The organism is Pseudomonas sp. REST10 (assembly GCF_029542605.1).
GTDB lineage: Bacteria > Pseudomonadota > Gammaproteobacteria > Pseudomonadales > Pseudomonadaceae > Aquipseudomonas > Aquipseudomonas khazarica.
Genome location: NZ_CP035677.1, coordinates 5,017,207 through 5,040,593, shown reverse-complemented (window position 1 = coordinate 5,040,593; position 23,387 = coordinate 5,017,207). Strand labels below are relative to the sequence as shown.

General features: G+C 66.3%; 24 protein-coding genes. 10 read left to right on the top strand and 14 right to left on the bottom strand.

Translation table 11 applies throughout. The features are described 5' to 3' along the window. Positions 1-41 precede the first annotated feature (41 nt). Positions 42-437 (top strand): helicase, encoded by a 396-nt coding sequence (locus EWH21_RS23805; RefSeq protein WP_277699486.1) that lies wholly within the window; start codon positions 42-44, stop codon positions 435-437. 83 nt (positions 438-520) lie between these two features. Beyond that, the gene (locus EWH21_RS23800) at positions 521-1,276 is read left to right on the top strand and encodes a hypothetical protein (protein WP_175253732.1); all 756 of its coding nucleotides are present in this window, start codon (positions 521-523) and stop codon (positions 1,274-1,276) included. 10 nt (positions 1,277-1,286) lie between these two features. On the opposite strand, the gene EWH21_RS23795 is transcribed toward EWH21_RS23800, so the two are convergent. From EWH21_RS23795 to EWH21_RS23785, 3 genes are all read right to left on the bottom strand, one after another. After that, positions 1,287-2,693, bottom strand: a complete 1,407-nt coding sequence (locus tag EWH21_RS23795; RefSeq protein ID WP_037051115.1) for an aminoacyl-tRNA deacylase and HDOD domain-containing protein — start codon at positions 2,691-2,693, stop codon at positions 1,287-1,289. A 91-nt stretch (positions 2,694-2,784) separates the two neighbouring features. Then, positions 2,785-4,860, bottom strand: a complete 2,076-nt coding sequence (gene recG, locus EWH21_RS23790; RefSeq protein WP_277699485.1) for an ATP-dependent DNA helicase RecG — start codon at positions 4,858-4,860, stop codon at positions 2,785-2,787. A gap of 8 nt (positions 4,861-4,868) precedes the next feature. Continuing rightward, a complete protein-coding gene (locus tag EWH21_RS23785; protein WP_037051126.1) occupies positions 4,869-5,798 on the bottom strand; it encodes a hydrogen peroxide-inducible genes activator in 930 nt (309 codons plus the stop codon). A gap of 242 nt (positions 5,799-6,040) precedes the next feature. Here EWH21_RS23785 and EWH21_RS23780 point away from each other — a divergent pair, with 242 nt between their 5' ends. The 3 genes from EWH21_RS23780 (at position 6,041) to EWH21_RS23770 (ending at position 8,393) form a co-directional block, all read left to right on the top strand. Then, the gene (locus EWH21_RS23780) at positions 6,041-6,898 is read left to right on the top strand and encodes an NAD-dependent epimerase/dehydratase family protein (protein ID WP_277699484.1); all 858 of its coding nucleotides are present in this window, start codon (positions 6,041-6,043) and stop codon (positions 6,896-6,898) included. 2 nt (positions 6,899-6,900) lie between these two features. Continuing rightward, positions 6,901-7,701, top strand: a complete 801-nt coding sequence (locus EWH21_RS23775; protein WP_277699483.1) for an AraC family transcriptional regulator — start codon at positions 6,901-6,903, stop codon at positions 7,699-7,701. Between the two features lie 68 nt (positions 7,702-7,769). Then, positions 7,770-8,393, top strand: coding sequence for a LysE family translocator (locus EWH21_RS23770; RefSeq protein ID WP_277699482.1), 624 nt, complete (start codon positions 7,770-7,772; stop codon positions 8,391-8,393). A 13-nt stretch (positions 8,394-8,406) separates the two neighbouring features. On the opposite strand, the gene EWH21_RS23765 is transcribed toward EWH21_RS23770, so the two are convergent. The 6 genes from EWH21_RS23765 to EWH21_RS23740 form a co-directional block, all read right to left on the bottom strand. Next, on the bottom strand, positions 8,407-9,144 hold the full coding sequence (locus EWH21_RS23765; protein WP_179555199.1) for a hypothetical protein: 738 nt from the start codon (positions 9,142-9,144) through the stop codon (positions 8,407-8,409). A gap of 54 nt (positions 9,145-9,198) precedes the next feature. Beyond that, entirely contained in the window at positions 9,199-9,579 is a 381-nt protein-coding gene (locus EWH21_RS23760; RefSeq protein ID WP_037051135.1) for a RidA family protein, read from the bottom strand. Positions 9,580-9,647: 68 nt separating this feature from the next. Further along, positions 9,648-11,759 (bottom strand): bifunctional GTP diphosphokinase/guanosine-3',5'-bis pyrophosphate 3'-pyrophosphohydrolase, encoded by a 2,112-nt coding sequence (gene spoT / locus EWH21_RS23755; RefSeq protein WP_037051137.1) that lies wholly within the window; start codon positions 11,757-11,759, stop codon positions 9,648-9,650. Between the two features lie 60 nt (positions 11,760-11,819). Further along, positions 11,820-12,083, bottom strand: coding sequence for a DNA-directed RNA polymerase subunit omega (gene rpoZ / locus EWH21_RS23750; protein WP_037051139.1), 264 nt, complete (start codon positions 12,081-12,083; stop codon positions 11,820-11,822). A gap of 94 nt (positions 12,084-12,177) precedes the next feature. Beyond that, positions 12,178-12,795: a guanylate kinase gene (gmk, locus tag EWH21_RS23745; RefSeq protein ID WP_037051141.1), complete on the bottom strand. Its 618-nt coding sequence runs from the start codon at positions 12,793-12,795 to the stop codon at positions 12,178-12,180. A 54-nt stretch (positions 12,796-12,849) separates the two neighbouring features. Then, positions 12,850-13,713 carry a YicC/YloC family endoribonuclease gene (locus tag EWH21_RS23740; protein ID WP_134677630.1) on the bottom strand — a complete coding sequence of 288 codons (864 nt, stop codon included), beginning with the start codon at positions 13,711-13,713 and terminating at the stop codon, positions 12,850-12,852. Positions 13,714-13,898: 185 nt separating this feature from the next. Here EWH21_RS23740 and rph point away from each other — a divergent pair, with 185 nt between their 5' ends. Further along, positions 13,899-14,618 carry a ribonuclease PH gene (gene rph / locus EWH21_RS23735; RefSeq protein ID WP_037051147.1) on the top strand — a complete coding sequence of 240 codons (720 nt, stop codon included), beginning with the start codon at positions 13,899-13,901 and terminating at the stop codon, positions 14,616-14,618. A gap of 24 nt (positions 14,619-14,642) precedes the next feature. Beyond that, positions 14,643-15,014 (top strand): DUF4870 domain-containing protein, encoded by a 372-nt coding sequence (locus EWH21_RS23730; protein ID WP_037051149.1) that lies wholly within the window; start codon positions 14,643-14,645, stop codon positions 15,012-15,014. Positions 15,015-15,066: 52 nt separating this feature from the next. Here the strand turns inward: EWH21_RS23730 and EWH21_RS23725 are convergent, their stop codons facing one another. Then, positions 15,067-15,846, bottom strand: a complete 780-nt coding sequence (locus EWH21_RS23725; RefSeq protein WP_037051151.1) for an exodeoxyribonuclease III — start codon at positions 15,844-15,846, stop codon at positions 15,067-15,069. 80 nt (positions 15,847-15,926) lie between these two features. Here EWH21_RS23725 and pyrE point away from each other — a divergent pair, with 80 nt between their 5' ends. Together pyrE and EWH21_RS23715 are read left to right on the top strand one after the other, a co-directional pair. Next, positions 15,927-16,568 carry an orotate phosphoribosyltransferase gene (pyrE, locus tag EWH21_RS23720; RefSeq protein ID WP_037051153.1) on the top strand — a complete coding sequence of 214 codons (642 nt, stop codon included), beginning with the start codon at positions 15,927-15,929 and terminating at the stop codon, positions 16,566-16,568. 20 nt (positions 16,569-16,588) lie between these two features. Then, on the top strand, positions 16,589-17,191 hold the full coding sequence (locus tag EWH21_RS23715) for a DUF4124 domain-containing protein (RefSeq protein WP_037051155.1): 603 nt from the start codon (positions 16,589-16,591) through the stop codon (positions 17,189-17,191). 157 nt (positions 17,192-17,348) lie between these two features. Here EWH21_RS23715 and argB read toward each other — a convergent pair whose 3' ends face one another. Genes argB through coaBC form a run of 4 tightly spaced genes read right to left on the bottom strand, consistent with a single transcriptional unit; the run spans position 17,349 to position 22,571 of the window. Continuing rightward, positions 17,349-18,254, bottom strand: a complete 906-nt coding sequence (argB, locus tag EWH21_RS23710; RefSeq protein ID WP_037051158.1) for an acetylglutamate kinase — start codon at positions 18,252-18,254, stop codon at positions 17,349-17,351. A gap of 24 nt (positions 18,255-18,278) precedes the next feature. Then, the gene (locus tag EWH21_RS24010) at positions 18,279-20,867 is read right to left on the bottom strand and encodes a phosphomannomutase/phosphoglucomutase (protein WP_347177584.1); all 2,589 of its coding nucleotides are present in this window, start codon (positions 20,865-20,867) and stop codon (positions 18,279-18,281) included. Between the two features lie 37 nt (positions 20,868-20,904). Then, complete coding sequence (gene dut / locus EWH21_RS23700) at positions 20,905-21,360, bottom strand: dUTP diphosphatase (protein WP_037051166.1); 456 nt, start codon at positions 21,358-21,360, stop codon at positions 20,905-20,907. 2 nt (positions 21,361-21,362) lie between these two features. Beyond that, the gene (gene coaBC / locus EWH21_RS23695; protein ID WP_037051169.1) at positions 21,363-22,571 is read right to left on the bottom strand and encodes a bifunctional phosphopantothenoylcysteine decarboxylase/phosphopantothenate--cysteine ligase CoaBC; all 1,209 of its coding nucleotides are present in this window, start codon (positions 22,569-22,571) and stop codon (positions 21,363-21,365) included. Positions 22,572-22,711: 140 nt separating this feature from the next. Here coaBC and radC point away from each other — a divergent pair, with 140 nt between their 5' ends. Then, positions 22,712-23,386, top strand: coding sequence for a DNA repair protein RadC (gene radC, locus EWH21_RS23690; protein ID WP_037051173.1), 675 nt, complete (start codon positions 22,712-22,714; stop codon positions 23,384-23,386). The last annotated feature ends 1 nt before the right edge of the window (position 23,387 follow it).

The window sequence follows — 23,387 nt, the reverse complement described above, 5'->3', positions numbered from 1 at the left end:
TACAATGCGCGCCCATCATCTTCGATCACGAGGGCCTGTGCATGAAATTCCGTTTTCTTCTGTGGATGCTGGGTCGCCTGATGGCCAAGGCCAGTCGTGACAATCCGGCGTTCCGCCAGCAACTCGAAGGCCGCGACATGGTCTTCCAGCTGCACACGCTGGACGGCAAGGTCGCCCGTCACTTCATCGTCTCCGGCCAGCGCATCAGCAGCAAGCGTGGCAGCACTGCCGAGCCGGCCTTCGCCATCGGCTTCAAGGACGCCGTCTACGGTTTCGAAACCATGACCGCGAAGAACAAGCAGCTGGCCTTCATGCAGGGTATCCAGAACAAGGACATCCAGATCCAGGGCAATCCGGCGCTGGTGATGTGGTTCCAGGGCCTGACCAAGTACCTGACGCCGAAGAAAAAGGCCGAGGTGCCGAAAAAGGCGGCCTGATCGGCAACCGGGCGGCTCGCGGCTGGCCGCCACGCCGCGCTTTGGTTAGGCTTGCCAGGCAAGTCATCGTGGAACGCCCGACCATGCGCCTTTTCCTGTTGCCCCTGCTGTTGCTGGCCGCGACCGCCGTGCGGGCCGAGCCAAGCTCAAGCAAGACCCTGCTGCCGCTGTTCGAGTTGGCCGGCATCCACCTGTTGTGCGAGCAGAGCCTGCCGTTGCTGCAGCGCGGCCAGGGTGAAAGCGAACAGAAGCGCCTCGCCCAGCTGTTCGCCGGCGAGGCGTTCTGCCTGGACCTGGCCGAGCGGGTCGGGCAACGACTCGACGAAGACCAGGCCGAACAGGCCCGTGCACGTCTCGACGGCCCTCTCGCGCAGCGTTTCACCGCCGCCGAGCGGGCGGTCGGCGAACAGCCGGAAGTGCTCGGCGAATATCGCCAGCGCCTGCAGCAGCGGCCGCCGCGCGGCGCGCGGGTGGAACTGATCAGGCGTCTGGATGCGGCGGCGCGTACCACCGAGCTGGCCAGCCTGCTGCGCTACGAAGTCGGCAAGACCCAGGCGCTGCTGGCGCTCAGGGCGCGTGGCGAGAATCTCGACGAGGCCGAGCTGCAGCGCCAGACGCAGACCCAGGCGGATGCGATTCGCCAGTCCAGCCAGCAGGCCGTGGAATCCTTCATGCTGTACGCCTACCGGCAGATGCCCAGTGACCAGCTGGCCGAGTACGCCAGCCTGTACGAGCAGGCCAGCGTCAGCCAGTTGCTGGCCGTCAGTCTGGAGGTGGTGCCGCAGCTGTTCGCCGAGCGCCGCGAACAGCTACGCAAGGGGGCTGCGCCCGCGCAGTGACCCCGCGCCCTCAGTGGCTGGGGTTGAACTGCGCTGCCAGCTCGCGCAGGGCGACTTCAGCGCTGAGTACCTTGCTCACCGCGTCTTCCGCCTTGTCGCGGGTCAGGCCGAGTGCCTCGAACAGTTCATCGGGAATTTCGCTCTGTGGCCCGGCACCGATGCCTCGGTTGCGCAGCAGGCTGACCGCCAGGCACACCAGGTTGGCGAAGGCGGCGCCGTCGCCGGCATAGTCGGGGTCGTGCTGGAAGCGCAGGGCGTTCGCCAGCTCTTCCGGCATGTCCCAGTGGCGCATCAGCCAGGCGCCGATCTGCTCGCGGGTGATCCCCAGCAGGTGCTGCTCGATATAGCTATGCGGCAGATGCGGGTTGACCTCCAGGTGGCGGCAGATCAGCGAGAAGTGCGGCGGGAATACGTGCGCCAGCACCAGGTAGCCGAAGTTGTGCAGCAGCCCGGCCAGGTAGGTCAGGCCCGCCTCGGGACGTTGCGCGCGTGGCATGGCGCGGGTCAGGCCCTCGATCACCGCTGCGGTGTAGATCGCCTGTTGCCAGTAGGGCGTGGCGTGTTGCGGCTGGTCCTTGGGCAGGCTGAGGGTCTTGCCCAGGGCCAGGCCCAGAGCCAGGTTGATCACCAGATCGAAGCCCAGCACGCGGACGATGGCGTCCTCCACCGAGCGGATCTTGCCGGGCGCGGCGTAGTAGGGCGAAGCCGCCCAGCTGACCACCTGGGCGGCCAGTGCCGGATCGGTCTCGACCACGCCGGTGATGTCGTCCACCGTGGCGTTGGGGTCGACACGCAGCTTGATGATCTTCTGCGCGGTTTCCGGCAGTGGCGGAATCTCGATGGTCTCTTCCAGGCGCTGCTGGATGCGCCGTGCGGTGAAGGCCTGCACGGCCTGGGTGATTTCTGCGCGGTCGTCGTGCGGACGGTCGAGGTTGGGTTTGATCGCGCTCACCGGCTCGCCAAAGCGTGCCGCGCTAGCCTTGCTCAGCAGGCTCTTGTAGGCCTCGGTGGGAATTTCCAGCAGCACGCCGGGCTGGCCGGACTCGATCAGCAGGCTGGGCGCCTGCAGCAGGCGCTCCTCGTACAGGCAGGGCGAGCTGGTCAGCGGCGGCAGGCCCGGCAGGGCCGCGAGGTTGTGCTTGCCGAGCATGCGCTCCAGGCGTTCCGGCTTGACCGCCGTCAACTGGCGCCCGGTGAGTTCGGCCAGACGACCGAGGTCGAGCAGTTGGCTACGCGGATAGAGCACCAGCAGGGCGCCCACGGCGTCGTCCAGCAGCACCGCCTGCAGACGTGCGGCGGCGGGCAGGCCGGGCCTCTCGGCGCGTACCTGGTAGGGCACGGCGAGTTTTTCCAGCAGCTGCAGGATGACGCTGGGCGGCTGCGGCGTGGCGTTGGGGGCGAGGGCGGCTTCAGTCATATCGGTATCCGGCAGTGACGCGTCTACCCCGGAGTATAACCAGCGGGGACTTGCGCAAAGGTTCGTGGCGACGGTTGTCCTGTGAACGGGCTCACACTTGACCGTATTGCTGGCCATGACGCAACCAGCGTTCCAACAATGGAGCCACATGTTGCGGCCAATGTTCCAAAAGAGCGTGTGCGGCGTCGCGAACGGCGGGCAACAGGTCGGCGTCGCGCATCAGATCGGCGACCTTGAACTGCAGCAGGCCGGTCTGCCGCGTACCGAGCATTTCGCCGGGGCCGCGCAGCTCCAGGTCCTTCTCGGCGATGACGAAACCGTCGGTGGTTTCACGCATGATGGCCAGGCGTTCGCGACCCAGCTGTGACAAGGGTGCATGATAGAGCAGCACGCAATGGCTGGCTGCACTGCCCCGGCCGACCCGGCCGCGCAATTGGTGCAGTTGCGCCAGGCCGAGGCGTTCCGGATTTTCGATGATCATCAGGCTGGCGTTGGGCACGTCGACGCCTACCTCAATCACCGTGGTGGCGACCAGCAGCTGCAGCTTGCCCTGCTTGAACTCGTCCATCACGGCGGCTTTCTCGGCCGGCTTCATGCGCCCGTGAATCAGGCCGACGCGCAGTTCGCCGAGGGCCGCGGAAAGTTCTTCGAAACTGGTCTCGGCTGCCTGGCAGGTGAGCTCTTCGGATTCCTCGATCAGGGTGCACACCCAGTAGGCCTGGCGCCCCTGCTGGCAGGCATTGCGCACCCGCTCGATCACCTCGATGCGGCGGCCGTCAGCGATCACCAGGGTGTTCACCGGCGTGCGTCCGGGCGGCAGCTCGTCGAGGATCGAGGTGTCCAGGTCGGCGTAGGCGCTCATCGCCAGGGTCCGTGGGATGGGGGTGGCCGTCATGATCAGCTGGTGCGGGCTCAGGCGCCCGTCGATGCCCTTCTGGCGCAGGGCCAGGCGCTGCTGGACGCCGAAACGGTGCTGTTCATCGATGATCACCAGGGCCAGGCGCTTGAACTTCACCTCGTCCTGGAACAGCGCATGGGTGCCCACCACCATGGGGCAGCCGGCAGCGATCTGCTCCAGCGCGCTGGCGCGTGCCTTGCCCTTGAGCTTGCCGGCCAGCCAGGCGACCTCCAGCCCGAGTGGCGCCAGCCACTTGCTGAAGTTGAGGAAGTGCTGCTCGGCGAGAATCTCCGTGGGGGCCATCAGTGCCACCTGGTAGCCGGCCTCCAGCGCCTGCAGCGCAGCCAGGGCGGCGACCACCGTCTTGCCGGCGCCAACGTCGCCCTGCACCAGGCGCAGCATGGGTTCGCCTTGCGCCAGGTCGTAGGCGATCTCGGCGCCGACCCGTTGCTGTGCACCGGTCGGGGCGAAGCCCAGGTTCTTCAGATACTGCGCCGGCAGTTTCTGTGCCGGCGGCAGGGCTGGCGCCCGCTGTGCGCGCACTTGTTCTCGCAGGCGTTGCAGCGACAGCTGGTGGGTCAGCAGTTCCTCGAAGGCCAGGCGGTGCTGGGCCCAGTGGCGGCCTTCGGCGAGCTCTTCGACATCGGCGTCGGGCGGCGGGCGGTGCAAATAGCGGATGGCTTCGTCCAGCGGCGCCAGGCGGTAGTCGCGGGCCAGCTCATCGGGCAGCCAGTCCGGCAGGCTGCGTGGTCCGAGGCGTGCCAGCGCCTGCTGGCTGAGCTGGCGCAGGCGCTGCTGGGTCAGGCCCTCGGTGGTCGGGTAGATGGGGGTCAGGCTCTGTTCCACTGGCGCCGGTTCGTCGCCGCTCTGCGCGCGGTACTCCGGGTGGTAGATCTCCAGGCCGGTGGCCCCTGGACGCACCTCGCCGTAGCAGCGCAGCGCGGTACCGCGCTTGAGGCCTTCCTTCTGCGCCTGGCTGAAATGGAAGAAGCGCAGGCTCAGGGTGCCGCTGCCGTCCTGCAGGCGCACCAGCAGGCTGCGGCGACGCCCCATGACCACGTCGGCACCGGCGACGATGCCCTCGACCACCGCGTCCTGGCCGGGGCGCAGCGCGCCGATGGGGGTGATGCGCGTGCGGTCCTGGTAGCGCAGAGGCAGGTGGAACAGCACGTCCTGCAGGTTTTCCAGGCCGACCTTGGCGAGTTTTTCCGCCAGCGCGGCACCCACGCCTTTCAGCGCGGTCACGGAAACCGCTGACAGCTCCGTCACCCTGGACCTCAGGCGCTCTTGGTCTGCGGGCTGCGAGCGACCGAGCACAGGCGAATGGAGTCGGCCAGGACTTCGATGGCATTGGGCCGCGGGAAGCTGGCGCGCCAGGCGATGGCCACGGTGCGGAAGGGCACCGGCGCGCTGAGCGGACGCACCTCGATCACGCCGGGGGCGTAGTGGTGGCTGTCGACCGCCGAGAACGGCAGGATCGACACACCCAGGCCGGAGGCGACCATGTGGCGGATGGTCTCCAGCGAGCTGGATTCCACCGTGGTGTGCTTGCCGTGGTCGTCGCCACCCTTGCGCAGCGTCGGGCAGGCTTCCAGCACCTGGTCGCGGAAGCAGTGGCCCTCGCCGAGCAGCAGCAGGCTCTTGTCATTGAGCAGCTTGGTGTCGATGGTTTCCATCTCCGCCCAGGGGTGGCCGGCCGGCAGCAGCGCGTAGAACGGTTCGTCGTACAGCGGCTTGGTCAGTACATCGGCCTCCTGGAAGGGCAGGGCGATGATGATCGCGTCCAGCTCCCCGGTGCGCAGCTTGTCGCGCAGGATATGGGTGAAGTTTTCCTCGATGTACAGCGGCATGTCCGGGGCGACCCGGTGCAGCTGCGGAATCAGGTGCGGGAACAGGTAGGGACCGACGGTGTAGATGGCGCCGATCTTCAACGGCGCCGCCAGCTGGTTCTTGCCGGCCTGGGCTAGCTCGCGGATGCCTTGTGCCTGCTCCAGTACCTTCTGCGCCTGGGTCACGATGCCCTCACCGACCGGCGTCAGGCGCACGGCGCTCTTGCTGCGCTCGAAGATCAGCACGCCGAGCTCGTCCTCCAGCTTCTTCACGCCCACCGACAGGGTCGGCTGGCTGACATGGCAGCGCTCGGCGGCACGCCCGAAGTGCTGTTCCTGAGCGAGGGTGACGATGTAACGCAGTTCGGTGAGGGTCATAGTGTTTATCCATTAAGTTGCCGCTAAGCATAGCCTTTGCATTGCGATGAACCAACCGGGCTGACCGACTGTTTGAGAACAATATGTGTTGCCGTGGCAGGCGCGTGCGCGAGTCCGATCAACAGGCCGGCTGCCAGCGCGAGCCTGCCTTCCAGCTGTTGCGGCCGGGCGCTGACGGCCTCGCCGAGGCGTCTGAGCGGCCTGTTACACTGCGCGTTCGCCTAAACGTCATGGAGAAGAGCATGTCCGCACCTAACAGTCTGCTGATCGTCGGTTGTGGCGATGTCGGTAGCCGCCTTGGGCAGCGCATGGCCGACGCTGGCTGGCGCGTGCTGGGGATGCGCCGCAATGTCGCGGCCCTGCCGGCCGGTATCGAGCCGGTGGCCGGTGATCTGCACGCGGACCCGTGCCCGGCGGACTGGCCACGGCAGCCCCTGGACTACCTGGTCTACTGCGCCGCCGCCACCCAGCATGACGAGGCCGGCTATCGCGCTGCCTACGTCGACGGGCTGCGTCGCACCCTGGGCTGGCTGGCGCTGCATGGGCAGCGCCCACGGCGCATCCTGTTCGCCTCCAGCAGTGGCGTCTATGGCCAGCAGGAGGGCGAGTGGATCGACGAGGACTCCCCGGCCGAGGCGCAGAGCTATTCGGCGCTGATCATGCGCGAGGCCGAGCGCGTCGCCCTCGACAGCGGCCTGCCGGCGACCGCCGTGCGCCTGACCGGTCTCTACGGGCCGGGCCGGCAGTGGCTGCTGAGCCAGGTGCGTGCTGGCTATCGCGTCAGCGAGACGCCGCCGCTGTATGGCAACCGTATCCATGTCGACGATGCCGCCGGGCTGCTCGCGACCTTGTTGCAGGCGGACGCCGCCGGCACGCCGCTGGCCGATCTCTATCTGGGTGTCGACGATGAGCCCGCCGCGCTGCACGAGGTGGTGGCCTGGCTGCGTGAGCGCCTGGGTGTCAGCCACTGGAGCGACGAGCAGCGTGTCCGGCGCGCCGGCAGCAAGCGTTGCAGCAACGCCCGCGCCCGGGCCCTGGGCTGGGCGCCGCAGTACCCCAGTTACCGCGAGGGCTACGCGGCGATGTTGCAGGACGCCTGAGGTTGGCCGGTAACCGCTTGCTGGCCAGGCCCTGGTTGCCGGGTGTGGAGCTGTTCCACGCCGACTTTTCCGGGCAGGCGTTCGGTCGCCACAGCCACGACGCCTTTGCCGTCGGCGCCATCGTGCAGGGCGTCGGCGGGTATCAGTGCCGGGGGCAGCGCTATGCCCTGCCGGCTGGCACCCTGTCGCTGATGAACCCCGAGGAGCCGCACACCGGGCATGCCGAGTCGGCGCGGGTGGTCTATCGCATGCTCTATGTCGAAGAGGCGCGCCTGCCTGCGCTGCTCGGGCGCAAGCGCCTGCCCGCGGGGTTTCGCGAGCTCAATCCGGCTGATGATGGCCAGGTGGCGGCCGGGCTCGCGCGGCTGGCGAGTGCCTTCGAGCACAGCGACGCGCTGACCCTGGAAAGCGAGCTGCTGGCGCTGCTCGAGCAGGTGTTCGTCCGCCATGGCGGCCTGCGCGCGGTGCGTGCCGCGCCACGTGACGGTGGCATGACGGCCTGGGTGCGAGACTATCTGGAGGCGCATCACGCGCAGGCGGTCAGCCTGGATGAACTGGCCCGGCTGGTGCAGCGCCATCCGCGGCACCTGATCGAGGCCTTTCGTCGTGCCTACGGCGTACCGCCGCACACCTACCTGCTGCAGCGCCGGGTGCGTGAAGCCAAGCGCCTGCTGTTGAGCGAGCAGACGCCCGTGGAGGTGGCGCTGGGCCTCGGCTTCTGCGATCAGGCGCATTTCTCCGCGACCTTCAAGCGCTTCACCGGCGTCACGCCGGGCCAGTTCCGGCGTCTTGCCGCGACCTGAGTTTTCTTCAAGACCGCAGCGCCGGGCTCCCCGGAAACTGACCTCCATTGCCAAGGAGGTCGTCTCTCATGCTCGCGCTGTTCGCCCTGGTCGCCAGTACCCACTTTGCCGCCTTGCTGTCGCCGGGGCCGGACTTCTTCCTGCTGATTCGCACCGCGCTGAGCCAGGGGCGTCGCCAGGCGGACGGGTGCGCCGCCGGCATCGCCCTGGCCAACCTGCTGAGCATGTTGCTGGTGCTGCTGGCCCTGCAGGCACTGCCTGGGCAGGGTGGGCCATTCTGGAGGGCGCTGCAGCTGGTCGGTGGGCTCTACTTCGCCTGGATCGGCGTGCAGGCGCTGCTGTCACGGCGCGACCTGCACCTGCCGGACGCCGCGCAGGTGGCGCTGGGCAGCTGGACGCGGGGGCTGCGCCAGGGGCTGCTGGCCAGCAGCCTGAATCCCAAGCTGCCGCTGTTCTACGCGGGGCTGTTCGGTGTCCTGCGCGAAGCCGCCATGCCGAGCTGGGGCCTGCTCCTGGCCATGCTGTGGATGACCCTGGTGGTCTGGGGCTGGGACCTGGCCCTGGTACGCCTGCTGGCCTATCCGCGCTGGCGCAGCTGGCTGCAGCAGCGGGTGCGCTGGCTGGACCGCGGGTGCGGGGCGCTGCTGTCGCTGCTGGGGGTGTCGCTGGTGCTGGGCGGGCTGCTCGACTAACCCGCCGCCCGGTTCATGGTTGCCGGCGCTTGAGCAGCCAGCGCTGCGGGCCTGGCTGGTACTCGGGCATCTCGTCGAACTGGGCACGGTTCTGTGCTTCGAAGATGCGCAACTGGTTGCCTTCATGGACGAACAGCCAGGGGCTGCCTTGGTCGCCCGCCTGGAGCCAGAGGCTGTCGTTCTCACCGCTCATGGCCGCGCAATCACCGGCCAGGCACAGGGCGAAACGCTCGGCGCCGGGCAGTCCTTCGACCTGGCCGTCGACCTGGAAGCGCACCAGGCCACCCTGGCCGATGCCTTCCTCGATCAGCCAGTCGCCACCCAGGTAGTCACGGTACAGGGCCTGCTCGAAGCGGCTGCCCAGTGGTGCCGGGCCTTCCTTGCTGTCGACGCGGGTGAACTGCTGTTCGGGCCAGTACTCACTGGCCACCTGCACCAGTTGGCCATCCTCGACGCTGAGCCGCTCCTGGTAGTCGCCGTAGAAGGTGACCTGCCAGCGGCCTTCGCCGGCGGCCTGCAGCCTGCCTTCTGCCAGCTCGAAACCGTTGCTGTAGCTGGCTTGTCGCTGCGCCGGGTCGATCTGCCATTCCAGGTTCGGGCCATAGGCGAGCAGGGCTTCGCGCAGGCGCCCGCTGGCGCTGGCCGCATCGATGGCTGCCTGGTTGATCCAGGTGCCGCTGGGGTCGTTGTTCGGTGTGCTGGCGCAGCCGGCCAGCAGGGCGCTGGCTAACAACAGAGCTGTCAGACGCATGGTGATCTCCATGCAGGGGGGAGAAGGGCGGGGCCGTGCGCCCCGCCTCGGGACTTATTCCAGAACCAGAATAGCGTCCATTTCCACCTGCGAGCCACGCGGCAGGGCGGCAACGCCGATGGCGGCGCGCGCCGGGTAGGGCTGCTCGAAGTAGCGACCCATGATCTCGTTGACCTTGGCGAAGTGCGAGAGGTCGGTGAGGAAGATGTTCAGCTTGACGATGTCCTTGAACGAACCACCGGCGGCTTCAGCCACGGCCTTGAGGTTCTCGAACACCTGCACGGTCTGGGCCTCGAAGCCTTCGACCAGTTCCATGCTCACCGGGTCCAGCGGGATCTGCCCGGACATGTAGACGGTGTTGCCGGCCTTGATGGCCTGGGAGTAGGTGCCGATGGCGGCAGGGGCCTTGTCGCTGCTGATGACGGTCTTGCTCATGAATCGCTCCTTGTGAGAACCGGCTGGGTCGAGCACCCAGCCTACAGGCTGGAAATGGGTGGATTGTGTCAGGCACGCACCCGAGTGATACGCATCACGCCCTTGAGCGCACGCAACTTCTTGATCACCCGGGCCAGGTGCACGCGGTCATGCACGCTGATTACCAGTTGCACGACGCTGATGCGCCCGTCGCGCTCGTCCATGCCGATCTTCTCGATGTTGCCATCGGCGGCATTGACGCTGCTGGCCAGCAGGGCGATCAGGCCGCGCTGGTGCTCCAGTTCGACGCGCAGTTCGACATTGAATTCGCCGGTGACATCCTTGGCCCAGTTGAGCTGGATGCATTTTTCCGGGTTGTGGCGAATGTCGGCGATGTTCCGGCAGCTTTCCATGTGCACCACCATGCCCTTGCCGGCGGACAGGTAGCCGACGATGGGGTCGCCCGGAATCGGCGTGCAGCACTTGGCGTAGCTCATCACCAGGCCTTCGGTGCCGCGAATCGCCAGCGGCCCTTCGCTGCTGGGCAGGGCGTCGTCGCTGCTCTCGGCGAGCAGGCGGCGGGCGACCACGTAGGCCATGCGGTTGCCCAGGCCGATGTCTTCGAGCAGGTCCTCGATGACCTCCTGGCGGTATTCGCCCAGCACGGTCTGGATGCGCTCGGCGCTGATCTTCTCCAGGTGCGTGTCGAAGCTGGCCAGCACCTTGTTCAGCAGGCGTTCGCCGAGGCTGATGGACTCGGAGCGGCGCTGCTGCTTGAGCGCATGGCGGATGTGCGTGCGCGCCTTGCCGGTGACCACGAAATTGAGCCAGGCCGGGTTCGGCCGGGCGCCCGGGGCGGTGACGATCTCCACCGTCGAGCCGCTTTCCAGGGCTTGCGACAGCGGCGCCAGGCGGCGGTTGATGCGGCAGGCGATGCAGGTATTGCCGACGTCGGTGTGCACCGCGTAGGCGAAGTCGACCGCCGTGGAGCCTTTCGGCAGCTCCATGATGCGGCCCTTGGGCGTGAACACGTAGACCTCGTCCGGGAACAGGTCGATCTTCACGCTCTCGATGAATTCCAGCGAGTTGCCGGCGCGTTGCTGCAATTCCAGCACGCCCTTGACCCACTGCCGCGCACGGGCGTGGTTACCCTTGGGCGCCTCGTCCTCGCTGGACTTGTACAGCCAGTGTGCGGCGATGCCGTTGTTGGCCATCTCTTCCATCTCGCGGGTGCGGATCTGGATCTCGATGGGCACGCCGTGCATGCCGAACAGTGTGGTGTGCAGCGACTGGTAGCCGTTGGCCTTGGGAATCGCGATGTAGTCCTTGAAGCGGCCGGGCAGGGGCTTGTACAGGTTGTGCACGGCGCCGAGCACGCGGTAGCAGGTGTCGACCTTGTCGACGATGATGCGGAAGGCATAGACGTCCATGATCTCGTTGAACGCCTTACGCTTGCCGCGCATCTTCTGGTAGATGCTGTAGAGGTGCTTCTCGCGGCCGATGACTTCGCCTTCCATGCCCTCGTGCTGCAGGCAGAGCTGGATCGACTCCTCGATCTTGGCGACGATTTCCTTGCGGTTGCCCCGGGCGCGGCGCACGGCGGCGCGGATGCGCTCGGAGCGCATCGGGTGCATGGCCTTGAAACCGAGGTCCTCGAACTCCACACGCATGGCGTGCATGCCCAGGCGGTTGGCGATGGGCGCGTAGATTTCCAGGGTTTCCTTGGCAATGCGCCGGCTCTTCTCGTGCGGCATGGCATCGAGGGTGCGCATGTTGTGCAGGCGGTCGGCGAGCTTGACCAGGATCACGCGAATGTCGCGGGCCATGGCCATGGCCATCTTCTGGAAGTTCTCGGCCTGGGCCTCGGCCTTGGTCTCGAAGTTCATCTGGGTCAGCTTGCTGACCCCGTCGACCAGTTCGGCCACGGTTTCGCCGAACTGCGCGTTGAGCGCTTCCTTGGCGATGCCGGTGTCTTCGATGACGTCGTGCAGCATGGCGGCCATCAGGCTCTGATGGTCCATGTGCATGTCGGCGAGGATGCTGGCCACGGCCAGCGGATGGGTCACGTAGGCTTCGCCACTGCGGCGGCGTTGGCCATCGTGCGCCTGTTCGGCGTAGAAATAGGCTCGGCGGACCAGGTTGACCTGGTCATGGCCGAGGTAGGTCGAAAGCCGATCGGCGAGAGCGTCTATGCCAGCCATGGGATGCTCCCCGGATGACTGGCCTCGTGCTGCGAGCGACTTCGACCCGGCATCATCGACTTACAGAGGCTCGTTGGCCTCTTCCTCGAAGGCAGCGAACAGCGGCTCTTCTTCAACGATGTCTTCCTGGGCGACGATCTCGGCATCGACCAGGCCGGCAGCGATTTCGCGCAGGGCGACGACGGTCGGCTTGTCGTTTTCCCAAGCGACCTTCGGCTCCTTGCCGCCGGTGGCCAGTTGGCGCGAACGCTTGGTCGCGAGCATGACCAGTTCGAAGCGGTTATCAACGTTGTCCAGGCAATCTTCGACGGTAACGCGAGCCATGGTGTTCCTCGTAACGTGTGCGGATAAGCTTGGCCCGAGCGGGCGAGCGGACTGAATAGTCTAAAAAATCACCAGCGACAATGGAAGCGCTGTTTTACGCCAGCAGTTCGCTGAGCAGGCCGGCATGGCGTTGTTGCTGCTGCGATTGCGCCAGCTGGTTGCAACGGAAGATCGCCTTGAGGTCGCTCAGGGCATGGTTGAAATCGTCGTTGATCACCAGGTAGTCGTACTCGACGTAGTGGCTCATCTCGCTGACGGCCTCGCGCATGCGCCGCTCGATGGTCTCGCCGCTGTCCTGGCCGCGGTTGGTCAGGCGATGGCGCAAGGCTTCCTGGGTCGGCGGCAGGATGAAGATGGACTTGGCCTGCGGCATCAGCTTGCGCACCTGCTGGGCGCCCTGCCAGTCGATTTCCAGAATCAGGTCGAAGCCCTCGGCCAGGGTCTGCTCGACCCACTTCTGCGAGGTGCCGTAGAAGTTGTCGAAGACCTGGGCGTGTTCGAGAAACTCGCTGCGCTCGATCATGGCAGTGAACTGGGCATGCTCGACGAAGTGATAGTTCACCCCGTCCTGCTCGCCCGGGCGCATGGCGCGGGTGGTGTGCGAAACCGAGACGCGAATCTGCACCTCGCTGTCGATCAGGGCCTTGACCAGGCTGGTCTTGCCGGCGCCGGAGGGTGCGGAAACGATGTAGAGGGTGCCGGTGGTGGCCATGAAAGCGATCCTGGGAAAAGCGTTGAACGAAAGATAGCAGCCGTATGGCTGACGTTACTCGATATTCTGCACCTGCTCGCGCATCTGCTCGATGAGCACCTTCAGGTTCACCGCAGCCTGCGTGCTGCGCGGGTCGAAGGCCTTGGAGCCGAGGGTGTTGGCTTCGCGGTTGAGTTCCTGCATCAGGAAGTCCAGGCGTCGCCCGGCAGCGCCGCCGGCCTTGAGTACGCGGCGCACTTCGCTGACGTGGGTGCTGAGACGGTCGAGCTCTTCGGCAACGTCGCTCTTCTGCGCCAGCAGCACCAGTTCCTGTTCCAGGCGTTGCGGGTCGAGCTCGGCCTGCATCTCGGCGAAGCGCGTCTCGATCTTGGCGCGCTGGCCGGCGAGCATCTGCGGGACCAGTTCGCGCAGGGCGGCGACCTCGTCGAGAATGGCGTCGAGGCGATCAGCCAGCAGCTTGGCCAGTTCGGCGCCCTCGCGGGCACGGCCGGCCTTGAGTTCGCCGAGGGCTTCGGCGAACAGGCTGAGGGCGGCGGCGTTGAGGGCCTGCGGGTCGGCCGAGTCGGCGACCAGCACGCCGGGCCAGGCCAGCACTTCCAGCGGGTTGAGCGGGGCGGGCTGCTGGATCAGCGCGGCGACCTGCTCCGCAGCGGCGATCAGCTGGCGTGCGCGCTCGCTGTCGACCTGCAGCTGCTTGTCGGTCGCCTCTTCGGCGAAGCGCAGGGTGCATTCCACCTTGCCGCGCGACAGCCCCTGGCGCAGCGCCTCGCGCACGGCGCCTTCGAGGTCGCGGAAGGCTTCCGGCAGGCGCAGGTGCGGCTCCAGGTAGCGATGATTGACCGAGCGCAGTTCCCAGCTCAGGGTGCCGTGGGCGGTCGCCTGCTCGTTGCGGGCAAAGGCCGTCATGCTGTGAACCATGGGAGTACCTCGCGGGATTCGGCTCGAAAAACGCAGGATTGTAGCCCAGGGGGCGTGCCCATTTCATGCCCGGCTGATCCGCCGGGGCGGGCCTGCCGTCTGCCGCTGCCAATTCGGCATGTCGTCCTGCTCTGCGGCCCCCTATAATGCGTGCTGTTTTCACTTAATGAAGTAGGTATCGCTCGATGAAACGTCCCAGTGGCCGCGCCGCCGATCAGTTGCGCTCGATTCGCATCACCCGCAACTACACCAAGCACGCCGAAGGCTCGGTGCTGGTCGAGTTCGGCGATACCAAGGTGATCTGCACCGTCAGCGTCGAGTCGGGCGTGCCGCGCTTCCTCAAGGGGCAGGGCCAGGGCTGGCTGACCGCCGAGTACGGCATGCTGCCGCGCGCCACCGGCGACCGTAACCAGCGCGAGGCCAGCCGTGGCAAGCAGGGCGGCCGTACCCTGGAAATCCAGCGCCTGATCGGCCGCTCGCTGCGCGCCGCGCTGGACATGAGCAAGCTGGGTGAGAACACCCTGTACGTCGATTGCGACGTGATCCAGGCCGACGGTGGTACGCGTACCGCCTCGATCACCGGTTCCATGGTGGCGCTGATCGATGCGCTGAAGGTGCTGAAGAAGCGTGGCTCGCTGAAGGGCGAGCCGCTCAAGCAGATGATCGCCGCGGTGTCGGTCGGCATCTACCAGGGCGAGCCGGTGCTGGACCTAGACTACCTGGAAGACTCGGCCGCCGAGACCGACCTCAACGTGGTGATGACCGACGCGGGCGGCTTCATCGAGGTGCAGGGCACCGCCGAAGGCGCGCCTTTCCAGCCGGACGAGTTCAATGCCATGCTGGCCCTGGCGCAGAAGGGCATGAATGAAATCTTCGAGCTGCAGAAAGCCGCGCTGGCCGACTGATCTTTCCGAGCAAGGAGCACCCAGATGAACGATGAACTGCAGAATCCGCTTCCGACCCCCAGTCAGGAGGCCCGTCAGTGGGCGATGTTCTGTCACTTCGCCGCATTTCTCGGGCTGGTGTTCCCCTTCGGCAATCTGCTCGGCCCGCTGATCCTCTGGCAGGTGAAGAAGGACCTGGACCCGTTCGTCGATGAGCAGGGCAAGGAGGCGCTGAACTTCCAGATCAGCGTCGCCCTGGCCGCCGTGGTGTGCTTCATCCTGATGGTGGTGGTGATCGGCTTCCCGCTGCTCATGCTGCTGGGGCTGGCCGCCCTGGTGCTGACCATCATCGCCGGGATCAAGGCCAACGAGGGGCAGTCCTACCGCTATCCCTTCAGCTGGCGCCTGGTGAAGTAGGCGAGCACGCAGCAAAAAGCCGGCTAAATGCCGGCTTTTTCATGCCTTGCGCTCAGACGCTGAGAATCCAGTCGTAGTCGACGATCAGCGGCGCATGCTGGGAGAAGCGCGGCTGGCGCGGCAGGCGCGCGCTGCGTACGCTGCGACGCATGCCCGGGGTCAGCAGCTGGTAGTCGAAGCGATAGCCCAGGTTGAGCATCTCCGCCTGTTCGTTGTCCGGCCACCAGCTGAACTGATCGCCTTCGCGGCTGACTTCACGCAGGGCATCGACGTAGCCCATGGTGCCGATCACCTCGTCCATCCAGGCGCGCTCGGGCGCAAGGAAACCGGGAGTCTGCTGGCAGTCGCGCCAGTTCTTCACGTCCAGCTTCTGGTGAGCGACATGCAGTGAACCGCAGTAGATGTACTCGCGGCGCTTGCGGCGTTGCTTGTCCAGATAATGGGTGAAGTCGTCCATGAACTTGAATTTCTGATTCAAGCTCTCGTCCCCGTCCCGACCCGAAGGCAGGAGCAGGGTGGCAATACTTACCTTGTCGAAATCGGCCTGCAGGTAGCGCCCGTAGCGATCGGCCATTTCAAAGCCGAGGCCGCTGATCACCGCCTTGGGTTGCAACCGCGAATAAAGCGCCACGCCACCTTGGCTGGGCACTTCACCGTCGCATGCATAGAGGAAATAACCATCCAGTTGGAAGGCTTGGTCGTCCAGTTCAAAGGCGGAGGCACGGGTGTCTTGCAGGCAGATCACGTCGGCATTCTGGGCTTGCAGCCAGCTGAGCAATCCACGCTCGGCCGCAGCCTGAATACCATTCACGTTCACACTGATGATCCGCATAAATGGCCCCCAAAAACACGTGCGTGTATGATACCCGAGCTCACCTCATTTAGCTAAATCCGTGCCGTCCGGGACTTTTCATGCAAACGTACCAGCGTGATTTCATTCGCTTTGCCATCGAACGCGGTGTTCTGCGTTTCGGCCAGTTCACTCTCAAATCCGGGCGCACCAGTCCTTATTTCTTCAATGCCGGCCTGTTCGACAGCGGCCTGGCCCTGGCCCAGCTCGGGCGCTTCTATGCGGCGGCCATCGTCGACAGCGGCATCGATTTCGACGTGCTGTTCGGCCCGGCCTACAAGGGTATTCCGCTGGCCGCGACCACGGCGGTCGCGCTGGCCGAGCATCATGGCCGTGATCTGCCCTGGTGCTTCAACCGCAAGGAAGCCAAGGATCATGGCGAGGGTGGCACGCTGGTCGGTGCGCCGCTGGAAGGGCGGGTGCTGATCGTCGACGACGTGATCACCGCCGGCACCGCCATCCGCGAAGTGATGCAGATCATCCAGGGCCAGGGCGCCCAGGCGGCCGGTACGCTGATCGCGCTGAACCGCCAGGAGCGTGGCCAGGGCGAGCTTTCTGCGATCCAGGAGGTCGAACGCGACTTCGCCATGCCGGTAGTGAGCATCGTGTCACTACAACAGGTACTGGAATATCTGGCAGGGGATGCTGAACTGAAGCAATATCTCCCGGCTGTCGAAGCCTATCGCGCCGAGTACGGAATCTAGCCCTAGCACAAGGTCGTTCTATGTCTGCACCGCTCCTGACCCGCTGTACGCTGCTGTTGAGCTTGCTACTGCCGCTGTCCGGAGTGGCTGCCGAGCTTTACCGCTACGTCGACGACAAGGGTGTCACGGTGCTCAGCCGTCAGGGCGTGCCGCCCGAATTCATCGGCAAGGGCTACGAGGTGCTGAACGACCAGGGACGTGTGGTGCGGGTGATTCCGCCGGCGCCGACGGCCGAAGAGTTCGCCCGCATGCAGGCCGAGAAGGTGCGCGCCAGCAATGACGCGAAGCTGCTGCGCCTCTATACCAACCTCAACGACGTCGACCGTGCCCGCGAGCGCAAGCTGGCGGAGCTCGACAGTGTCACCAACGTGGCGCGCGGCAATCTGCAGTCGGTGCGCACGCAGCAGGCCAACCTGCAGAGCCAGGCCGCCGAGCACGAGCGTGCAGGCCGGCAGGTGCCGGAAAACCTGCTGGCGCAGATCAACAACCTCAAGGAAGAGCAGCAGCGGCTGCAGCGCGACATTGCCCGCTACAAGGAGGCGCGTGGCCGCGCCGAAGCCGGTTTCGCCGCGGATCGTGCACGCCTGGCCGAGCTGTTCGGCGAGCCGCAGAGCAAGCCGTAGGCGCTGAGGTTTCCCGTGCCCCTGTGGGGTTAATCGAAACCTGTGGCGATGCCGCTTCAGGGCTGCCAGGGCGTGCTGCCTGCCTGACCCCGACCTATGGACACCCTCTCCCGCAAGCAGGAGAGGGGCATCAGCAAGCCGCGAGCGCGGCTGGCTTTCAGGGGCGCTTGCGGTTGCTGATCATGGTGCCGTTGCCGATATCGGTGAAGATCTCCAGCAACACGGCATTCGGTACGCGGCCATCGATGATGTGCGAGCTGGTCACACCACCCTGCACCGCCTCCAGGGCGCACTTGATCTTCGGCAGCATGCCGCCGTAGATGGTGCCGTCGGCAATCAGTTCGTTGACCTGCTCGGTGGTCAGGCCGGTGAGCACGTCGCCCTGCTTGTTCATCAGGCCGGCGATGTTGGTCAGCAGCATCAGCTTCTCGGCTTTCAGCGCCTCGGCCACCTTGCCGGCCACCAGGTCGGCATTGATGTTGTAGGACTCGCCGTCCGGGCCGACGCCGATGGGCGCGATGACCGGGATGAAGTCACCCTTGACCAGCATGTTCAGCAGGTCGGTGTTGACCCCGGTGACCTCGCCGACATGACCGATATCGATGATCTCCGGCTGGGTCATCTCCGGGGTCTGGCGGCTGACCTTGAGCTTGCGCGCGCGGATCAGGCAGGCGTCCTTGCCGGTCAGGCCGATGGCGCTGCCGCCATGCTGGTTGATCAGGTTGACGATGCTCTTGTTGACCTGGCCGCCTAGGACCATTTCCACCACGTCCATGGTCGCGGTGTCGGTGACGCGCATGCCGTCGATGAAGTGGCTCTCGATGGACAGGCGCTTGAGCAGGTCGCCGATCTGCGGGCCGCCGCCGTGCACGACCACCGGGTTGATGCCGACGGCCTTCATCAGCACGATGTCCCGGGCGAACCCCTGCTTGAGCTCCTCGCTTTCCATGGCGTTGCCGCCGTACTTGATCACCAGGGTCTTGCCGACGAAGCGGCGGATATAGGGCAGGGCTTCGGACAGTACCTTGGCAACCTGGGCGGCGGCGTCACGCTCGAGGGTCATGCGGGGGCTCCTGGAACTAATCGATCAAAAGGGCAGTTGCAGGTCGGGGGCGACCTTGTGCAGCTGGTTGCGGAACACATCCTGAATCCGCTCCAGCTCTTCCTGGGTGTCGGCCTCGAAGCGCAGCACCAGCACCGGCGTGGTGTTGGAGGCGCGGATCAGGCCCCAGCCCTTGGGATAGTCGACGCGCACGCCATCGATGCTGGTGAGATTGGCTTCGCCCCACTGGCCTTCACGCTGCAGGCGCTCGATCAGCGGGAACTTGCTCTGTTCGGTCACCTGGATGTTGATTTCCGGCGTGGAGATGTCGCTCGGGAAGGCGCTGAACACCAGCTCGGCTTCGCGCTTGTCGAGGCTGAGGATTTCCAGCAGGCGCGCGGCGCTGTAGATGCCGTCGTCGAAACCGAACCAGCGCTCCTTGAAGAAGATGTGGCCGCTCATCTCGCCGGCGAGCAGGGCGCCGGTTTCCTTCATCTTCTTCTTGATCAGCGAGTGGCCGGTTTTCCACATCACCGGACGACCGCCATAGCCGCTGATCAGCGGGGTCAGGCGACGGGTGCACTTGACGTCGAAGATGATGTCGGCGCCCGGGTTGCGCGATACCACGTCCTTGGCGAATAGCATCAGCAGGCGGTCGGGGTAGACGATGTTGCCGGTATTGGTGACCACGCCAACGCGGTCGCCATCGCCATCGAAGGCCAGGCCGAGATCGGCGTTTTCCGCTTTCACGCGGGCGATCAGGTCCTTGAGGTTCTCCGGCTTGCCCGGGTCCGGGTGGTGGTTGGGGAAGGTGCCGTCCACTTCGCAGTACAGCGGGATCACGCTGCAGCCGAGGGCTTCGATCAGTTGCGGGGCGATCACGCCGGCCGCGCCGTTACCGCAGTCGACCACCACGCGCAGCGGCTTGGCCAGGGCGATGTCGTCACGGATGGTCTTGAAGTAGCGCTGCAGCACGTCGACCTGCTGCACGCTGCCCACGCCGCTGGCCAGGTCGTTGTCGTCCAGGCGGGTCTTCAGTGCCTGGATCTGCTCGTTGGCCAGGGTGTCGCCAGCGATGATGATCTTGAAGCCGTTGTAGTCCGGCGGGTTGTGGCTGCCGGTGAGCATCACGGCGGAACGCCCTTCCAGCACGTTGGCGGCGAAATACACCACCGGGGTCGGCACCATGCCGATATCGGTCACTTCGCAGCCGCAGTCGAGCAGGCCTTGTACCAGCTGTTGCAGCAGTTCCGGGCCGGAGAGGCGGCCGTCACGGCCGACGATGACCTTGGGTTCGCCCTGGGCCAGGCTCTGCGAGCCGATGGCACGGCCGATCCAGTAGGCGTACTCGGCGGTCAGGGTGTCACCCACCACGCCACGGATGTCGTAGGCGCGGAAGATGTCGGCGGGGAGTTTCGGGGCGCTTTGGCTAGTCGTCATTGCGGGGTTCTGCTCCAGTCCCAGGAGATCCTGGTCTTCGTCGAGAATGTCGATATCGAGGATATCGGTGTCCTGGAACAGCGGGTCGACCAACTCGGCGGGCTTGGCAGCGGGCGGAGCGGCGGGAGCCGCAGCTGTTCCTTTAGCGGGTGTGGTACTGCCTTCAGGGCTGCTGCGACGCGGCAGCCGGGCCAGGCTCTGAGCCAGGGCATCGAGTGCTGGCACGCTGAGGCTGAAGGCTTTGACGTTTTTGCCGGCGGAGAGTTCTTTGAGCATTTGCCCGAGTTGCCTGGCGTCGCCGTTGACCTGGCGTTGCAGGCCGCCGCGTACCAGGATCAGGCCGATGACCGCGCCGCCGAGGGCGAGCAGGGCGGCCAGGGCCAGCATCAGCGGAGGAATGCTGCCCTGCACCAGGCCTGGGCCGGGGGTGAAGGTGACTTTCCAGTAGGGATTGCCGGTGGCGAAGGTCTGGGCGTTGCCGTTGCCCGGCTGGCCACGCTGCAGCAGCACCTGCGCCGGGGTGTTGGCGAACTGCTGCACCAGCTGCAACTGGCCATACTCGGCCGGCAGCGGCGGCAGTGCCGCGAGCAGGCGTTGCAGATCGAACGCCAGCAGCAGGGTGCCCTGGGCCGGCTGGGTCTCGCTCATGCGCAAGGTTGCCGCGCTGTAGGCCAGCCAGCGCTGGCCGACCCGATAGGCTTCGATGGCGGGTTGCTGGCCGCTCTCGGCGCGGCGCAGCATGTCCAGCCCGGCGAAGTTCATGGGGGCTGCGCGGCTGGTGTTTTGCACGGCTTCGCCACGCCGGTTGAGATGGGCATCGATGACGCCGTCCCAGTAGCCCAGGCGCCGTTCGGCTTCGCTGACCTGCAGGCTGTCGCCGCTCTGCAGGGCCTGCAGCAGCTCGGGGTTGCGCGCAGCGGACAGGCTGTCGGCCTGCATCTGCTTGAGTGCCTGCTGCACCGCAGCGGCCTGGCTGCTGCCGATGGCCTGGGTCTGCTCGGCCTGGCGGGCCTGGTCACCGCTGCTCTGGACGAACCAGAGCAGCGCGCCGCCGGCGCCCACGCCGATCAGCGTGGCCAGCAAGCCGGGCAGCAATGGGCCCAGGGCCGGCGCCGGCGCCTTGCTCCTGGTCTTCTCCGGCACGATGGCGGCGGAGGTGTCGGCTTCCTTGGCGTTGCGCTTGAAGAGTTTCACGTGGGTGCTCCTCGGCGGATCGTCCTGTGGGAAAGGGTCAGTGGCTGCCGGAGTGGCCGAAGCCGCCCGAGCCGCGTTGGGTTTCGTCGAACTGCTCGACCAGCTCGAAGTGCGCCTGCACCACAGGCACCAGCACCAGCTGCGCGATACGCTCGCCGATGGCGATGGTGAACGGCGTCTGGCCGCGGTTCCAGCACGACACCATCAGCTCGCCCTGGTAGTCCGAGTCGATCAGGCCGACCAGGTTGCCCAGCACGATGCCGTGCTTGTGGCCCAGGCCCGAGCGCGGCAGGATCATCGCGGCCAGGCCCGGGTCACCGATGTAGATCGACAGGCCGGTCGGGATCAGGACGGTCTGGCCCGGCTCGAGGACGATGTCCTCCTTGAGCATGGCGCGCAGGTCGAGGCCGGCGGAGCCCGGGGTGGCGTATTGCGGCAGGGGGAATTCCTGGCCGAGGCGAGGATCGAGGATCTTGGCTTGCAGAGCGTGCATGGTCAGTTCTTGTTCAAACGGTCGGCGATGAGTGTGATCAACTGGCGGGCGATCTTGCCCTTGCTGGTCTGGGCAAAGCTGGTTTGCTGCAGCTCGCGGTCGATCACGGTGATGGCGTTCTCTTCACTATTGAAGCCGATGCTGGGGTTGGCCACATCGTTGGCGACGATCAGGTCGAGATTCTTGTCGCGCAGCTTGCGCGAGGCGTATTCGAGCAGGTTCTCGGTTTCCGCGGCGAAGCCCACGCTGAACGGGCGGTCGTCGCGACCTGCGATGGTGGCGAGGATATCCGGGTTGCGCACCATTTGCAGGAGCATCCCCTCGCCACTGCTGGGGTCTTTCTTCAATTTGTGCTGCGCGACCACTTCCGGGCGGTAATCGGCCACGGCGGCGGCGGCGATCAGCACGTCGCAGGGCATCGCAGCTTCGCAGGCGGCAAGCATGTCGCGGGCACTGACCACATCGATCCGGCTGACCCGGTCCGGCGTCGGCAGGTGCACCGGGCCGCTGACCAGGGTGACCCTGGCGCCGGCTTCGGCGGCGGCCTCGGCCAGGGCGAAGCCCATCTTGCCGGAGCTGTGGTTGGTGATGTAACGCACCGGGTCGATGTTTTCCTGGGTCGGGCCGGCGGTGATCAGGATGTGCAGGCCGTCCAGCGCCTGACGCTCGAAGCAGTCGGCGGCCAGGTTGGCGAGGTCGTTCGGTTCCAGCATGCGGCCCAGGCCGACGTCACCGCAGGCCTGGCTGCCGGATGCGGGGCCGAACAGGCGCATGCCGCGCTGTTGCAGCAGGTCGAGATTGGCCTGGGTGGCGGCGTCGCGCCACATCGCCTGATTCATCGCCGGCGCCAGGGCGATCGGGGCGTCGGTGGCCAGCACCAGGGTGGTCAGCAGGTCGTTGGCGATGCCCTGGGCCAGGCGGGCCATGAGGTCGGCGGTGGCCGGGGCGATGAGGATCAGGTCGGCCCAGCGTGCCAGTTCGATATGGCCCATCGCCGCTTCGGCGGCCGGGTCGAGCAGGTCGAGATGGACGGGGTGCCCGGAAAGCGCCTGCAGGGTCAGCGGCGTGATGAACTCGCGGCCGCCCTGGGTCATCACCACGCGGACTTCGGCGCCCTGATCCTTGAGTCGGCGAACCAGCTCGGCGCTCTTGTAGGCGGCAATACCGCCCCCCACGCCGACGATGATGCGTTTGCGATACAGCCGCTGCATAGGCTTGCCTTTTATATACCGGTGGATGTGCGCCACGTGACCAACGCCTCCCCAGGCCGGTCCCGTGTAAAAAGATGGGCTACGATAGCACAGCGCCCGCAGCGGAACAGCGGGCGCCTGGCTCGACATGGAGGTGTTCGATGAGCATTCGCGACTGGCCCGCGGCGGAGCGTCCGCGGGAGAAATTGCTGGAGCAGGGCGCTGCTGCGCTGACCGATGCCGAACTGCTGGCGATCTTCCTGCGCACGGGGGTTGCCGGCTGCAGTGCGGTGGACCTGGCGCGGCGCCTGCTTGCCGAGTTCGGCAGCCTGCGGGCCTTGCTGGAGGCGGAGTTGCCTGACTTCAGTCAGCACCTCGGCCTGGGGCCGGCCAAGTACGCGCAGCTGCAGGCGGTGCTGGAGATGGCCAGGCGGCATCTGGCCGAGCGTCTACGCCGTGATTCGGCGCTGGAGAGTCCGCAGGTGGTGCGCGACTACCTCAAGGCGCAGTTGCGCCACGAGTTGCACGAGGTGTTCGGCTGCCTGTTCCTCGATGCCAAGCATCGCGTGCTGGCGTTCGAGGTGCTGTTCCGTGGCGGCATCGACAGCGCCAGCGTCCACCCCCGGCAGGTGGTCAGGCGTGCGCTGGCCAACAACGCGGCGGCGGTCATTCTCACCCACAATCACCCGTCTGGCGTTTCCGATCCCAGCCAGGCCGACCGTGTGCTGACCCGGCGCCTCAAGGACGCGCTGGCGCTGGTGGAGGTGCGGGTGCTCGACCACTTCATCGTCGGCGACGGCGAGCCGCTGTCGATGGCCGAGCAGGGGTGGATGTAGC